Annotated in this window: 10 protein-coding genes; 8 read left to right on the forward strand and 2 right to left on the reverse strand. The window is 37.5% G+C overall.

From position 1 onward, the window contains the following. The first annotated feature begins 288 nt into the window (after window positions 1–288). The 6 genes from BMY85_RS03190 to BMY85_RS03215 all read left to right on the forward strand — a co-directional run bounded on the left by BMY85_RS03190 (window position 289) and on the right by BMY85_RS03215 (window position 10867). A complete protein-coding gene (locus BMY85_RS03190; RefSeq protein ID WP_177180598.1) occupies window positions 289–2169 on the forward strand; it encodes a ComEC/Rec2 family competence protein in 1881 nt (626 codons plus the stop codon). Window positions 2170–2351: 182 nt separating this feature from the next. Beyond that, window positions 2352–4733, forward strand: coding sequence for a CDP-glycerol glycerophosphotransferase family protein (locus tag BMY85_RS03195; RefSeq protein ID WP_092476399.1), 2382 nt, complete (start codon window positions 2352–2354; stop codon window positions 4731–4733). 29 nt (window positions 4734–4762) lie between these two features. Next, window positions 4763–7051 carry a polysaccharide pyruvyl transferase family protein gene (locus BMY85_RS03200; RefSeq protein ID WP_092476401.1) on the forward strand — a complete coding sequence of 763 codons (2289 nt, stop codon included), beginning with the start codon at window positions 4763–4765 and terminating at the stop codon, window positions 7049–7051. A 27-nt stretch (window positions 7052–7078) separates the two neighbouring features. Next, window positions 7079–9217 (forward strand): Coenzyme F420 hydrogenase/dehydrogenase, beta subunit C-terminal domain, encoded by a 2139-nt coding sequence (locus tag BMY85_RS03205; RefSeq protein ID WP_177180599.1) that lies wholly within the window; start codon window positions 7079–7081, stop codon window positions 9215–9217. A 12-nt stretch (window positions 9218–9229) separates the two neighbouring features. Then, a complete protein-coding gene (locus tag BMY85_RS03210) occupies window positions 9230–10006 on the forward strand; it encodes an ABC transporter permease (protein ID WP_092476404.1) in 777 nt (258 codons plus the stop codon). Window positions 10007–10126: 120 nt separating this feature from the next. Continuing rightward, window positions 10127–10867 (forward strand): ABC transporter ATP-binding protein, encoded by a 741-nt coding sequence (locus BMY85_RS03215; protein ID WP_092476406.1) that lies wholly within the window; start codon window positions 10127–10129, stop codon window positions 10865–10867. 75 nt (window positions 10868–10942) lie between these two features. Here the strand turns inward: BMY85_RS03215 and BMY85_RS03220 are convergent, their stop codons facing one another. Beyond that, entirely contained in the window at window positions 10943–13444 is a 2502-nt protein-coding gene (locus BMY85_RS03220) for an Ig-like domain-containing protein (protein ID WP_092476407.1), read from the reverse strand. Window positions 13445–13618: 174 nt separating this feature from the next. Then, window positions 13619–14272 carry a peroxiredoxin gene (locus BMY85_RS03225; RefSeq protein WP_092476410.1) on the reverse strand — a complete coding sequence of 218 codons (654 nt, stop codon included), beginning with the start codon at window positions 14270–14272 and terminating at the stop codon, window positions 13619–13621. 103 nt (window positions 14273–14375) lie between these two features. Here BMY85_RS03225 and BMY85_RS03230 point away from each other — a divergent pair, with 103 nt between their 5' ends. Together BMY85_RS03230 and BMY85_RS03235 are read left to right on the forward strand one after the other, a co-directional pair. Further along, complete coding sequence (locus tag BMY85_RS03230; RefSeq protein ID WP_092476412.1) at window positions 14376–15254, forward strand: alpha/beta hydrolase; 879 nt, start codon at window positions 14376–14378, stop codon at window positions 15252–15254. A 21-nt stretch (window positions 15255–15275) separates the two neighbouring features. Continuing rightward, window positions 15276–16157 carry an alpha/beta hydrolase gene (locus BMY85_RS03235; protein WP_092476415.1) on the forward strand — a complete coding sequence of 294 codons (882 nt, stop codon included), beginning with the start codon at window positions 15276–15278 and terminating at the stop codon, window positions 16155–16157. Window positions 16158–16160 lie beyond the last annotated feature (3 nt).

Genomic DNA, 16160 nt, shown 5'->3' on the forward strand with positions numbered 1-16160 from the left:
AAGTGAAGCACCAGTGGTAAGTGAAGCACCAGTGGTAAGTGAAGCACCAGTGGTAAGTGAAGCACCAGTGGTAAGTGAAGCACCAGTAGAACCATAATTCAAATTCTAAATAATATTCATCGTTTGATGAACTAATAAAAAGCCTTGAGCATTGTCTCAAGGCTTTTTAGCATACAAATTTATTTCGATATCAGCTATTTAATGTAAAATTTTAATATCTACCACACTTTTACCACATTTATACAATATACTATTGAGGGTTATCTTAATAGAAAGGAAATGACTACAATGAGAAAGTGGACAAAATATTTGTATTTGTCATGTATGGTGTTATTGGCATCGGTTTTGCTTAGCAGATCCAAGATAACGGCAGCCAATGAACCAGGATATTTAACCGTAACATTTTTATATGTGGGACAGGGAGACTGTATTCTGCTTCAAAGCGAAGGAGAAAGCATGCTTGTAGATGGGGGAAGGGCAGAATATGGTTCTAATGTGGTAGAGTATTTAAAATCCATAGGAATTACAGAATTGTCCTATGCGCTGATTACGCATGATGATCCAGACCATATTGGCGGATATAACAGCATATTGAAAAGCATTCAAGTCAGGAAGATTTTGCACACAGGTTTACGATATACAGATAATACCAATAGTAAAAATGCCAATGAATTAATTAGGAAAAAACAGATTCTAACTAGTGTGCCAACTGCAGGCAGTACTATGAAACTGGGAAGTGCAACGATTGAGTTTTTAGCACCAAATGGGAAAGATTATAAAGCATATAACGATAATTCTATTGTGATACGAGTGGTAAATGGCGAAAACTCGTTTCTTTTAACTGGAGATGCTGAAAAAGTGTCTGAAAAAGAAATGCTTGAAAAAGGATATAATCTAAAGTCGGATGTGTTAAAGGTGGGCCATCATAGTGCTTTGACTTCAACCTCGCAGGAATTTCTCAATGCAGTGAATCCTTCTATGTCCGTTATATCTTGTGATGAAGCGGGAGCATCGGGATTTCCAAGACTGGCAACCATTGCAAAACTAAAGAAAACCAATATATACAGGACCGATATAGCAGGACATATAGTTATGGTAAGTGATGGGGAAAAGATTATAACAGATGCGGATCCATATTTTTATGCCAATTCTGGATTTAACAGCAGTACTGGAAAAATTACTAGGACTATGGTAGCGGAGAGTGCACTTTTAAAAGATCCAGTGGTATCATCAGAATATGATGAAATAGAATTACATAGAATTTCAGCAGATGAAAATTATGATTTGATTCTGACGGATCCGGTTACCTTGTCTTTTGAAGCGGATCCGGGAGTTACAAAGTTAGATTCCATTGAGTATGCGTTAGTGTCTGCTGGCGAGACGCCCAGTTTAAGTGATATGGACTGGAAGGAATTAAAGCATGGCAGTGTAACCGTAAAGAAGGATTTCCAGGGGTGTGTATATGTGAAGTTTAGCAATAAACTAGGGAATATTTTAATTCGGAAGACAGACAGTTTTATCTTAGACTGTCATGTTCCAGCAAAATGTAAAGTGAAATCCAATTTGAAAAACCTGTCCTTGCTAGATATCCATGACCCAAACTCTTATAGGCGTTATACTGCCTATAACGAGTCTCCCATTTTGGATTTTTCCTGTAATTATGGAATCAGTGGAAAAGGTTCTGTTGAGTATATGCTTGTGGAGAAAGGGGCAAGTTTTCATGTAGATGATATATGGGAACAGGGGGCAACGGCAAGAATTGAAAGAAACTTTATCGGCAGGGTATATGTCAGGTTTACAGATGGTGCTGGTAACGAAGCCATATATAAGACACAGGGATTTACTTATATAAAAGGAAGTCCTACCAATATTGTGATGGCGTCTAATGTAAGTGGAGTAAAGCTTCTTAGGCAGCAGCAGTCAGCAAAAAAGCTATCAACGAAGCAGACGGTTAAGCTGGCTTTTACAGCCGACTTTGGTCATGGAGGCAGAAAGGCAATTCGTTATCAGTTTGTGAAAAGAGGAAAAAAGTACAGTGCAAAAGCAAAATGGATTACAGGAAGTAATATAACTCTTGGAAAAGGTTTTGCAGGAACTGTTTATATAAAATTTGTAGATCGTTCCAATCGGACTACATTAAGAAAAACCAATTTTATTCATGTTGTATAATCAGGTATCGAAATAAAAGGATGAAAAGGTAGTTATCCTATGGAAAAGGAATAAGGATAACTGCTTTTTGCTGTGTAAAGGGCACAAAGTATCAGACATTGACTTTTAAAGGAATGTGCTATATTATATTAAGGATATTGAAATTAGGAATACATGGATAGGCTAGTAAAGGAGTAAAGAAGATGAAACTTGGCAAGGTTGTGAAAAAATGCAAAGTAATTGCGCTGAATTCTTATTACGTGCACTGTTACGAGAAAAAAAGCATCAAGGAAAACTTAATTCTGGTAGAATCCAAAAATGGTGGAGATTTAGCAGGAAATATGTTCCATATCCTGAAAGAAGTAACAGGCAGTTCATATAAGGATTATAAGGTAGTGCTTTCCTGCACCGCAAAAAAGCGCCAAGAAATAAAGGACAGGTTAGATAAGTACCAGATTGGCAATTATACCTTTGTGGAAACAAACACATATGAGTACTATAAGATTCTTGCTACAGCTAAATATTTATTTACGGATACAACCTTCACTAGAACGTATATTAAAAAAGAAGGTCAGGTTATCACCAACACATGGCATGGCACCCCTCTGAAATATATGGGACGGGATGTGTTAGACCGTGCATATGCTATGGGAAATGTACAAAGAAACTTATTGTACGCAGATTATCTAGTATATCCAAATGAATATATGAAAGAAAAAATGGTATCCGCTTATGAGTTAGACAAGGCATACCAGGGAACAGTTTTAAAGGAAGGTTATCCTAGAAACTCCGTATTTTTTGATAAAAATGCAGGAAGTGCCATTCGTAAAGAACTAGGAGTGGAAGATAAAAAAATATTTATTTACATGCCAACATGGCGTGGAACATTGACCAATAAAAATACAGGACATTTGCTTGCTATTACAGAATATCTGTTAAATGATCTGGACAGACAGATGCCAGAAGATCAGATTATGTATGTGAAGCTGCACCCATTTATCAGCAGTGCATTGGATATTTCAAAATATGAGCATATTAAGGATTATCCGTCACAATATGATGTATATGAGTTTATGAATACTTGTGATGGCTTAATTACCGATTATTCTTCTGTATTCTATGATTTTGCCAATACAGGGAAAAAGATTATTTTATGGGCATATGATGAGACAGAGTACCTTGGTGAACGGGGGGTATATGTAAACATTAACGATTACCCGTTTCCAGTGGTAAAACGAGTAGAAGAGTTAGTCCATGAAATGAATACACCGAAAAATTATGATGACACAGAATTCAGGAAAGAATGCTGTACTTACGATGGCCCAGATGCAGCAAAGAGAATCTGTGCCCATGTAATCAAAGGGGAAAAGGTATGTAAAGAAGAAACCTTCGATACCAGCAAAAAACCAAAAGTATTAATGTATGGTTCTGCTCTGGCACAGAATGGCTTAACAACATCCTTGCTAAACCTGTTCCACAACATTGATACAGATAAACGGGAGTATTTTGTATCCTTTACCGAAATGGCAGTAAAAAAACAGCCCCTTAGAGTATCCAAAATACCAGAAAGCGTAAGCATTATGCCAATGTCAAGTGATGCAAGCTTTACGATAAAAGAAGCATTAGCTTATCTGATGTACTTTAAAAAAGATATTAACAATGGTTTTACAAAGAAATACTTAGACCGTTTGTATAAAAGAGAACTTCTGAAACATTTTGGCGGCGTAAAATTTGATTATATGATTCAGTTTGCTGGATATGAAAAGAAAATCATCAACATGTTTGAACGATTTGATGGACCTAAATTCATTTATGTACACAATGACATGGTGGCGGAAATCAGGACACGTGGAAACCAGCATAAGCTGACACTAGAGTCTGCATACCGTAATTATGATAAGGTTGCAGTAGTTACGCAGGATATTGTTCCGGCAACAGTAGAGATTAGCGGGAAGGAAGAGAATATAGTGGTAGTAAACAACTGCCATGCACATCTGGATATCCGCAAGCGTGCTGAACAGCCTGTGGCATTTGATCCGAATACAGCCTGCAATGTAAGTTTTGATGAAGTAATGGATGTCTTAAACAGTGACTGTAAGAAATTCATTACCATTGGACGGTATTCACCTGAAAAGGGACATCAGATGTTAATGGAATCCTTTGAAGAGTTTACACAAGAATATCCAGACACTGTATTAATCATTATTGGTGGACATGGAGTTCTTTGGAAAGAAACGATGAAATACGCCAGCAAGTCAAAGGCGAAGATTATTACGATTAAAGCTATGAGTAACCCTATGCCGCTTTTAAAACGCTGTGATTTATTCATTCTTTCTTCTGTTTACGAAGGTCTGGGACTTACAATGCTAGAAGCAGATGCATTAGGCATTCCAAGCATGTCAACGGATATTGTTGGGCCACAGGGCTTTATGAGAGAGTTCGGCGGTTATCTGGTAGAACCAAGCCAGGCAGGACTAGTAGGCGGAATGAAGGCGTTTATGAATGGAACTGTAAAAGCCATGAATGTTGATTATGAACAATATAACCAAAGAGCGGTTGCACAGTTTGAGAGCTTATTTGACTAAAGGATTAAGATGATGGGAAAGAGGTTACTATGAAAATTGGTATTGTAACATTTAACAGTGCACACAACTACGGTGCGGTATTACAGGCGTGGGCACTGCAAGAGTATTTAAAAAGCGAGGGGCATGAGCCTTCTGTTATAAATTACAGAATCTTTGATATTGATAAATTATACCGTTTATACAAGCCTAGAAATCCATACAAAAAGGCGGTTTTCAATAAGGCAGTGCATAAGGCACAGGATTTGAAAGCATATACCCGTGATAAAGATAAATTCAAAAGACACCATGCATTTGAGCATTTTATCAATCACACATTAAATACAACACAGCCTCCAGTGTACAATTTTGCACAGTTATCGAAAGCAGAATTTGACTTTGATGCCATGATTGCAGGCAGTGACCAGATCTGGAATGGTGTATTTACCAAGATGAATCCAGGCTATTTCCTGAATTTTGGCAAGCCAGAAGTAAAACGTATTTCCTATGCGGCTAGTATTGGCAAAGATGAAATCTCAGATGTAGAAGCACTTCAGTTCCAGAAATATATTCATAACTTTGATTATGTTTCGGTACGTGAACAAAAGGCGAAAGAACAGGTACTTCGTTTTATTGACGATGAAGTAGAAGTGGTATGTGATCCAACCTTATTGCTTCCTAGAAGCAAATATGATGAGCTGAAAAAAGATCCAAAGATAAAACAGGAATACATTTATGTGCATAATGTCCATTTGGTTAAAGTGGATGAGCGTCTGAATGCAATGGCAGAAGAACTTTCCAAGAGAACAGGTCTTCCGATTGTTCATAATAGGCCAGATTATTCCTTTGAAAATGAGTGTGGAAAGTTTCTTGATGGTGGCCCGGAAGAATTCCTAGGCTGGATTGCCAATGCAAGATATGTAGTTGCAAATTCATTCCACGCAACGGTATTTTCCATGATTTACCATAGAGAGTTTATTACGATTCCCCATTTCCAGAATCCAGACCGTATGAGATTCTTCTTAGGAGAATTGGGAATCGGCAGTCATCTGCTGGGTACACCGGAGGAATTGCCAGAGGATTTAAGGGAACTTGCAATTGATTATGATAAGGTGGAAGAAAGACGGAATCATATGGCGGGCAGTTCCAAAGCATTTTTAAAGAAAGCACTTGCAGGACCTAGAAGGACAGGAGAACAGGCAGAACGCAAGACATACTTTGATTTCCCAGATCCATTTACCTGTTATGGATGCCGTGCCTGTGAAATTGTCTGTCCAGCCAATGCCATTACAATGGAAGCAGATAAAGAAGGCTTTATATATCCAGAGATCCACAGTGACAAGTGCAAGGAATGTGGAGACTGCCAGAAAGTCTGTATCTACAAGCATCCATCTTTGTTTAATGATCAGGAGAAAGAGGAGAGGAGAATCTTTGCTGCTTACAATAAAGATGTGGCTACTAAGATTACAAGTTCGGCAGGTGGCGTGTTCTCAGCTCTTGCCAATAAAGTAATTGAGGAAAACGGTAAGGTTTCAGGTGTCCGTCTAAAAGACGATAATCAGGGAGAATATGCGGTTGCAGGCAATAGAAAAGAAGCAGCAGCATTCCGTGATGCCAAATATGTGACTCCAGAAAGTGCTGGAATCAAGCAGGAAGTAAAAGAACTGTTAGAAAAAGGCCAGATGGTATTGTATAGTGGAAATCCTTGTGAAATTGCAGGATTAAAAGCTTATCTTGGAAAAGAGTATGAGAATTTATATACGGTTGATATGTTATGTACAGGTTTTGCTTCACCAGAAGTGTATACACAGTATATGAACCAGCTGGAAGAACAGTATCATTCCAAAATCGAAAGCATAGAATTTGATAATAAATTCCGTGGCAAGACAAAAGGCTATCTGATCGTGAAATTTGAATCTGGTGAGATTTTCTTACAAGAGACGAGAAAGAATGATTATATGAATGCTTATAAAAATAATAATATCCAGCGTCCATCCTGTTATTCCTGTGAATTTATGGAAGGTACAAAGAGCGTGTCTGATATTACCCTTGGCAGATATAAAAATGCGGCGGTGAATTGCCCAGAGATGAACGATGAGTTCGGCACATCTTATGTACAAGTAAATACTAGAAAAGGCATGGAACTCTGGAATAAGGCAAATGGCGACTTAATTTTTGAAGAGACAGACAAGGACAGCTTCCCAGACTTTTCTGTAAAACATCCAATTAAATTGACAATGCAGAGAAGCCAGCTTATGAATCAGATCGGGGAGGCTGACATTATGAAGATTTTAGCGGCATTTAATTCTACCAAGAAAAAAAGAAGAAGAAGAAAACGCTAGATTTTTCATAGTCCGGAAATGGGGAAAATGATGAAAGTGAATTTGGTAACTAGTTTAGATAGAAAAGATGTATTAGAGTGCCTTCGTCTATGGAGCCTGCAAAGAACACTTGCAAAACGTGATTTGGAAGTGCAGATTTTAGATATAGAAGAAAAAACCAATATGGGGAGAAGTGAGGCGGAAGCATTTGGGGAACTCTTTCCTAATTATAAAAGAATTGCTTCCCGTCAAGAACTTGAGGAGGCTCTGGAGGAAGAAAGCCTGGTTTTTGTAACAGGCGTAAAGGCATGGAAATCCAGACATGCAGGTGCTGCCAAAAAAGCACTTATGTTAAAGGGTATTGATATAGAAAAATATGCATACAATGTAGGTATGGATTCTTCTGAATATGGGTTAATTGAGAAAGGTCCAATTAAGAAGCTGATTCAGGAGTTTAAATCCATATCTGTAAGCAAGCCAGAGGATCAGAAGTATTTAGCCGGTTTATATGTGAAGGAGATTCCGCTTTTATGTGACAATACCCTTCTTCTTCGGACCAATGAATATAATTTGATTTTAAAAAAATATAACTCCATCCGAGATTACATTTTGTTAGATACCAGAAAGAAGGATCCGAAACTGATTGAATTAGCCAAAAAGGTCAAAAGAGATACTGGATTAAGGGTAATCACGTTAGATGGTGGATTTGCGTTGAAACATGGTTTTCAGGGGGAAACCATTAAAACTTCACAGAAATTCCTAGGAGTAGTTAAGGGCGCAAAATATGTCATTACGGATAATGAACGAAGCGTTATGTTTTCAATGATTTATAAAAGACCTTTTTTGTATGTAAACGAAAATGCAGAAGGTCAGGAATGGCTTGCAAAACTCCTTAAGGATGTGAAATTAAAAGGAAACATGTTGGCGAATGCAGATGAGTATCAGGGAATAGAACAGTTTAAGCTATATAATGGCTATGCATTGCATAAACGTCTTTCAGAGCAGAAAAAGGGAGCATATGCCCATTTAGACATGCTGACAGGTGTAGAACCAAAGAAAGATGAATTTGTTGATGCACCAACAGATATTTTGAAGAAGGATTGCTGTGGCTGTTATGCCTGTGCAGAAGTCTGTCCTGTAACAGCTATTCAAATGACACCAGACAAAAGGGGACATTATTTTCCTGTTGTGGATAAAGATACTTGTATTTCCTGTGGATTGTGTAAAAAGAGCTGTGTCATACAACAGCCTCGACTTGCAGGGAAAGAGGAAACATATCCGAAAGCAATTGCCGCATACCATAAGGAACTGGATACGAGAAAGGGAAGCACTTCAGGTGCTATGTTTCCTGGATTTGCCAGACATATTATTGAAGACAAGCATGGTTACGTTGCTGGAGCAAAATATGATGAAGATATGAATGTAGTATCTGACGTTGCCAATACAATGGAAGGTGTAAAAGCATTCTATGGTTCTAAATACTGTAAGAGTCTGTTAGATGGAAGCTATAAGCGAATCAAGGAACTGCTTGATCAGGGGGAATATGTATTATTCTCAGGTCTTCCTTGCGAGTGTTCCGCACTTCGTGCTTTCTTAAGAAAGGACTACGAAAAACTGTTCATATGTGAAATTATCTGCCATGCAGGCCCATCTGCAAAGGTATTTAAAGCATATGTGAAGTATTTGGAAGATAAGTTTGGTTCCAAAGTAACCAATGTGACCTTCCGGCAGAAGAAAAATGGCTGGCAGGCACATCAGACCAGCATGGTCGTTGAGTTTCAAGACAGGGAACCATTACGGGTGGTGAATCGTTCCAATAATTATTACAGGATTTTTGCGAATGATTATATTGCCAGAGAAAGCTGTACCAGCTGCCGTTTTACTTATTTAAACAGGGCAGGAGACGTAACAATCGGTGATTTCTGGGGTATTCAGGAGATTCATCCGGAAATGTATGATAATCAGGGAGCTAGTTTTGTATTAATTAATAATAAACGAGGCCAGGAACTTTGGGACATGGCAAAAGATGAGTTTATATGGATTGACAGCAGTGTAGAAAAGATATTTAAAAAGAACCATAGAGAACCCATTTCCTATAAAATGGATAGTGATGAATTTTTCCATAGAATGGAAAAGGGAGAGGATATCAATCAGTTACTTGAGGAATTTAATGATCTGAAGAAGTAGATGGAGATAACTATGAATAAATATTTTAAAAACTTTTTGAAATACAGGCATTTGTTAGGTGAGTTAGTAAAAAAAGATATTAAATTAAAATACAGACGTTCTTATCTGGGAATCCTTTGGACGCTGATTGAGCCGCTTTTAACAATGATTGTATTAAGTACTGTGTTTGGAAGCTTATATGGAAGAACGGATAAAACATTTCCGGTATATGTATTGACAGGGCGTCTTTTATATGCTTATTTTGCAAATTCAACCAAGGCATGTATGAGATCCATTCGGAGCCATAGTGGAATGATTAAGAAAGTATATGTACCAAAATACATTTATCCGTTATCTAGCGTATGTTCCAATTATGTGACATTTTTAATTTCACTGATTGTGCTAGTAGCTGTAAGTATTGTATTAAAGGTAAATATATCCTATTATATTTTGTTTTCTGTTGTGCCATTAATTTTGCTTTTTGTAATGGCTTATGGAGTGGGAATGATTTTGGCAACCATGTCCGTATTTTTCCGTGACTTAGAATATCTGTGGGGCGTTGCATTGATGATTATCATGTATACATCTGCCATTTTCTATCCAGTAGAAAGATTATATAAAACTGGGAAGGGCTGGATTTTAGAGCTGAATCCGATTTATAATCTGATTTCTTTATTCCGTTGTGCAGTATTTAGCACACCGATTGAAGTAAGACATATTTTATATGCATGTGTGTTCAGCTTTGGTACCTTGTTCATTGGCATGCTGATGTTCTATAAGAAACAGGATAAGTTTATACTTTACGTGTAAAGTTCTTTATGTATAAAGTTCTTTATGTATAAAGTTCTTTATGTATAAAGTTCTTTATGTATAAAGTTCTTTACGTGTAAAGAAGATGCAGAGAAACGTAGTTCTTGAAAATGGAGGTACATGGTGAGTAAAGTAGCTGTTGATGTGAATCATGTCACGATGCGTTATAATATTAGTTCGCAAAAAGTAGATAACTTAAAAGAATATTTTATCAAGTTTATTAAAAAGGAAATTATGTACAATGAATTTCTTGCCCTGGATGATGTTACTTTTCAGTTAAATAAAGGAGACCGGCTTGGCATCTTAGGTTTAAATGGTGCTGGCAAGAGTACTCTTTTGAAAGTAATTGCGGGTGTTCAGAAACCATCAGAGGGTTCTGTAACAGTAAGAGGCAAGATTGTACCATTACTGGAACTTGGAGCAGGATTTGATAAAGAATACACTGGAGCAGAGAATATTTATCTGTATGGAACGGTGCTTGGGTATTCAAAAGATTTTATTCGTGAAAAATATGATGAAATTGTAGAGTTCTCAGAACTAGGGGATTTTATCAATGTTCCAGTAAAAAATTATTCTTCCGGGATGAAATCCCGTTTAGGATTTGCAATAGCAACTGTGGTACAGCCAGATGTTTTGATTCTAGATGAAGTGCTTGCAGTAGGAGATGCAAAATTCCGTAAAAAATGTGAGGCAAAGATTCAAGCAATGTTTGATAGTGGAGTTACAGTGCTATTTGTGTCACATTCCTTGCCACAGGTAAAACGTATCTGTAATAAAGGAATAATATTAGAGCATGGCAAGTTAATTGCCATTGGAGAGATTGAAGACGTTGCTGCCGTTTATACAGAAAAAACCAGATAGAGATGAAAAAAGAGATACACAAAACAGGATGTGTATCTCTTTTTGGATTAGCAAATTCACGATTGCTTTCTCTTCCTAGCTTGCCGTAATCGTGATAGGAAGATTTAAAAGTCTCTGGTTATTCATATCCATGATATAGTTATCAGCTAAAGGCTTAAGCTGGATAAGCTGTCCTTTTGTCAAAGTTTCTTTTAATGTAAGTATTATCTGATTGGATTTTATTTTGCTGTCTTCTACAGTGAGTGCATTGCCATTGACCGTAACAGTATAATTAGCGTTATGAGGATTCCCTGTTCTTAAAGAAACTGGGAAATCAAGCGTAATGGTTTTGCCAGTAGCAGAGGCCTTTAGGCTAGATGGTTCTAATGCCTGGTTATTGGTTAAAATAATCATTATGCTATAAGGTTCCATAGCAGAATATGCATTTTTATATCCCTTAATATTTGAAATTTTTATTGGATAAGGTGCGTTAGCAGTAATGGGATCAGGAGCTACCGTAAGTTTTACAACGGAAGGACAGCCATAGGAATTGGAAACAAGCTGTGCAGACTGAACCGTTACACCTGAAATGCTATAATTTGCTTTATTCTCAGCAGAAACATTATCAAGCATGTTGTCAAAGGTTATGTAGATATACTGATTCGCATTCCCTGCCAGCTGAATGGCAGATGGGGCTGGCAATGCAGCAGTTTCCCCCACTTCTTTGGTTACAGTAATAGTTTGTGAACCATTGTAATTGTAATATCCATCCAAAACCATAAAATCAGGAAGTGTAAAGGAATAGGTTGCAAGGTCTGTAAAGGTATTAGTGAAAGTAAGTGTTACAATGTTCTGGGAAGCTTCCGCCGTATAATTGTAGCTGGTTTCGGCTCCGATAATGCCATCTAACATGCTCTTTCCACTAATCTTGCCATTAGAAGCAAGAAGGGTTACTGGTTCATTAAAGGTTAAAGTAAGTACAGTAGAAGAAGAGGAATTCCCCTTTTTGGTAGTAAAGCTGCTAGAAGTAACCGCTGGTATTGCACAAGCAGTACCAAAGTTTATTGTCCGCTGCATAGAGGTGGCAGTAGCTCCAGCATTGTAGGCACTATAATTGTACAATACTGCAGAAACAGAAGTCTTTGTATTAAGCAGGCCAGTATCAAGAATCTGGTAAATGACTTCTTTTTTATTAAATTTATTTACCTCACCATTTAGCATAACATTGTTGACAAGAGCATATCCAGGAATCTGAATCGATTTATCAAAAACAGCGACAACACTGTTTCCATTGCGATAGAGATTCTGTAGCTGGGCTTGCCCAGTAGAAGTAGTGTTGGTATAAATGGCAGCGATTAAAGGATAAGGATTGGTTGGGTTATTTGCCAAATCCACAATTCCATATAATGTTAAACTGATTCCAGCATTCTGATCCACTGGTGAAAGTCCTGTCAGATCTAGCAGGATTGATTTTTGGTCCTCTGAAAGCTTGTAATTGCCAGTTGTAGTAAATGCTGCTGGATTTACAAGGGTTTTGCCATCTGAACGTTTTGCATCTTTTGCTACTAAATTGGTGATGGAAACAGGTTCATTAAAGTTTAAGGATACAATTAATCCTGTATCATCCACAGTACATCCTAAATAGGTAGGACCAACGGTATCCTTTAATGTCCTGCTTTCTGAAAATGGTGTCAAAGGATAGCCGGACATAGATTTTATGGTTTTGCCTAATGAGATAGTATAAACACCGTTAAATGCATTTTGGCTATGGATGGTTAGGATTTTTTGGTCTTCTGAAATGCTTCCTGTTAGAGTGCCTAACTGGCTGGCTTTGCTATCACCTTGAATTGCAATAGCAGGAAGCAGTTTGGTATTTGCCAGCAGGGTAGAAGGATCCATAGCCTGATTAAAGGTAATAAGCAATTCATGACTGCTGAGTAAACCACAATCTACTACAGTTACAGATGGTTTTTTAATAAACAGATGAATGGACTGTTTTTTGGTATTCTCTGGTGCAGCTGCTTTTTCAGCTGTAGCACCACAGCAGGCAGTTAAAGTTGTGTAGCCAGCTTTTTTTGGAGTGACAAGGCCTGTTTTTTCATTTACATCAGCCTTTGTGGTATCTTTTAGATAGAAGCGGATTACATCAGTGGATGAGCTTTTACTAGAAGATGAAATTGTTCGGGCATTGAAATCATAGGTGGTGCCTAGCTCAATTATGTGGGCATCGTATTCTTCATCAATGACGGCATTAGTAAATTCAACAGCCTTTGCTGGAACTTTTACAGTTACTTTACATGTGAGTTTTTTTACTAGGGTGCCTTTTTTGGCAGTACAGGTAATGGTAACAGAACCTTTCTTTTTCGCTGTAACAATTCCTTTAGAAGAAACACTGGCGATAGCAGAGCTGGAAGACTTCCATGTTGCCTTTGTTCCTCGAGGTGCAGTTAAGGTTAAAGTGCATTTTTTACCAACTCCGTTTAAAGTGCGGCTACTGGCATTTAGTTTATATGTAGCTGCAGCATTTAACGGGGTAACCGTAATGCACATGATGAAAACTAAACATAGTGATAAGAATAGACAAAATCTTTTTTTCATTATACTCCTCCTTTTTAACTTTGCATTATATTTCCGTATCCATTTTACTATAAAATTCCTATAAGTAAAAGAGAGAAGTAAAAATATACAGATATATACCAGTAAAGAACTAGACAGATAAAAGGATAGAAAATTTTTATCTGTCTAGCAGAATCGGTAAATAAAAATTCTGGACTATTTATCATTAATATTTTTATAGCACCAGAACCAGTCAGCACAGTCAAGACCTAAAGATTCCTGGTTATCTTCACGTACCAGCAGGCTGGAATAGTCTTTTGGAGCAGGAACAAGCACAGCCTCTCCTGGTTCCCAGTTGGCAGGAGTAACCACGTTGTATTTATCAGTTGTCTGTAGTGCTGTAAGCAGACGAAGAATTTCTGGAATATTTCTTCCGTTAGTAAGAGGATAAATAAGAATTGCACGGATCTTCTGTTCAGGGTCAATAAGAAATACGTTTCGGACGGTTTCTGTGCTGCTTACATCATCAGCTATCATGCCGTAAGCTTTTGCTATGTCACCGACACGATCTGCAATAATTGGAAATGGGACAGTAACTCCAGTTGTTTCAAAGATTGCACGGACCCAGGCAAGATGGGAAGGATTGCTGTCAATGCTGATGCCAAGTAATTGCGCATTTCGTGCTTCAAATTCCTTTGCCATAGTTGCAAATGCAAGAAACTCAGTAGAACAGACAGGAGTAAAATCTCCTGGATGAGAAAAGAATACAACCCATTTTCCTTTGTAATCGGACATCTTAAGATCACCTTGAGTAGTTACAGCGGTAAAATCTGGAGCCTTCTGGCCGATGCTTAATGATTTTCTTTCCATACACGAACTCCTTTTGGTTAAAATAAACACTTTATTGTATGCGGCTTCTGAAAAATGTGGTACAATTTAATTGTAGTTATTATTTATTTAGGGGGTAATTAATATGACATATGAAGAACAGAAAGCAGCAATAAAACTAGCGATTGAGGCATTCGCTTCAGTGCCATGTGGTGAAATTCTGCCTTCCGTATGGAAAGTACCTGAGGGATATGTATTGGAAAAATATACATTGCACCATGTGCCAACGGAGCACTTAATTCCACCCAAAAGCAATGGAAAGGTAATTTATCTTTTACACGGAGGAGGATTTGTGACTGCTTTAAGCGATATGTATCGGGAGGCAGCAGTCCATTATTCTAAAATGGCAGGAGATGCAGAGATATTTATGATAGATTATCGTATAGCACCAACAGATCAGGCACCAGCGGCATTAGAAGATGCTGTTTTAGTTTATCAATGGATTTTAGAGAAGGGATACCATGCAGAAGATATTGTATTCGTAGGAGATTCTGCAGGTGGTAACCTCGTTTTGACTACAACGCTTTTCTTAAAAGATAATTCAATTCCTTTACCTAAAGGCATTATAGCACTATCACCTTGGACATGCATCCAGTCTACATACCCATCTATGACAGAAAACAGAGAGAAAGATTTATTACTCGGTACAAATGGATTAAAAATCGCATCTGAAGTATATAATTCCAGATATTTTCAAAATAGTGACTTAAAAGATGCTTACAATTCTCCAGCATATGGAGACTATACGGGATTTCCAAGTCTGCTTATTATAGCAGGAAGTTACGAGGTATTACGAGACGATTCTAGTGCAGTTGCAGAAGCGGCAAAAAAAGCAGGAGTAGATGTAAAGCACATTATTTATGAAGGGCAGTCCCATGCATTTCCATTATCTTTGGCAGAAGAAGAGGCAAGTAAAAAGGCATGGAAAGAGATGCAGTTATTTATGAATAAAGTATTTCAATAAAGTACTTAAGGAGGACTACTTATGACGTATGAACAGCAAAAGCAGTTTGTGAATGTTTTAGTTGAAAACTTGTCAAAAATAGAAGCAGGAGTATTTATCCCATCTGACTGGAAGCCTACAGATGATTTTATACTAGAAAGGACAACGGAAGGGATTGTACCTGTAGAACATCTGATACCAAAAAACAAAAATGGAAAAGTAATTTATCATCTTCATGGGGGAGGATATATTGCACCATTATTGGACTTATACCGTGAAGTTGCGGTACAGTATTCTCAGATTGCTGGTGGTGCGGAAGTGTTTAGCATAGATTATCGTCTGGCACCGACACATAAGGCACCAAGTGCATTAGAAGATTCTTTGTCTGTGTATAAGTGGATACTGGAGCAAGGATATAATCCAGAGAATATTGTGTTTATAGGAGATTCAGCAGGTGGCAATCTTGTATTGACAACTATGCTCTATTTACGAGATAATAAGCTGCCATTGCCAAAGGGAGCGATTATAATATCTCCGTGGGCATGTATTGAGACAAAAGCAGGTTCTAGGGAAGAAAATAAGTACAATGACCTTATATTAGGTATTAATGATAAGTTTATATACGACGAAGTAATGGCCTCCAGATATTTTAAGGAAGAAAACTTGAAAGAACCTTATGTATCACCAGTTTATGCTGATTATACAGGCTTTCCCAAATTGCTGATACAAAGTGGTTCATTTGAAATATTGAAAGATGACGCTTTGATGGTAGCTGAAGCTGCAAGAAAAGCAGGTGTAGATGTTACACATACAATTTACAAAGGACAGTCACATGATTTTCAGATATTTGTGCCAGATCTGGAAGAAACAAAAGCAGCATGGATAGAAATGAAGAACTTTATACAAGAAGTTTTTGACGGATAAATT

Source organism: [Clostridium] polysaccharolyticum (genome assembly GCF_900111595.1).
Lineage (GTDB): Bacteria > Bacillota > Clostridia > Lachnospirales > Lachnospiraceae > Clostridium_AI > Clostridium_AI polysaccharolyticum.

Coding starts and splice junctions, on each gene's coding strand:
- BMY85_RS03190 (WP_177180598.1), top strand. CDS start 289: ATGAGAAAGTGGACAAAATATTTGTATTTGTCATGTATGGTGTTATTG.
- BMY85_RS03195 (WP_092476399.1), top strand. CDS start 2,352: ATGAAACTTGGCAAGGTTGTGAAAAAATGCAAAGTAATTGCGCTGAAT.
- BMY85_RS03200 (WP_092476401.1), top strand. CDS start 4,763: ATGAAAATTGGTATTGTAACATTTAACAGTGCACACAACTACGGTGCG.
- BMY85_RS03205 (WP_177180599.1), top strand. CDS start 7,079: ATGATGAAAGTGAATTTGGTAACTAGTTTAGATAGAAAAGATGTATTA.
- BMY85_RS03210 (WP_092476404.1), top strand. CDS start 9,230: ATGAATAAATATTTTAAAAACTTTTTGAAATACAGGCATTTGTTAGGT.
- BMY85_RS03215 (WP_092476406.1), top strand. CDS start 10,127: ATGGTGAGTAAAGTAGCTGTTGATGTGAATCATGTCACGATGCGTTAT.
- BMY85_RS03220 (WP_092476407.1), bottom strand. CDS start 13,444: ATGAAAAAAAGATTTTGTCTATTCTTATCACTATGTTTAGTTTTCATC.
- BMY85_RS03225 (WP_092476410.1), bottom strand. CDS start 14,272: ATGGAAAGAAAATCATTAAGCATCGGCCAGAAGGCTCCAGATTTTACC.
- BMY85_RS03230 (WP_092476412.1), top strand. CDS start 14,376: ATGACATATGAAGAACAGAAAGCAGCAATAAAACTAGCGATTGAGGCA.
- BMY85_RS03235 (WP_092476415.1), top strand. CDS start 15,276: ATGACGTATGAACAGCAAAAGCAGTTTGTGAATGTTTTAGTTGAAAAC.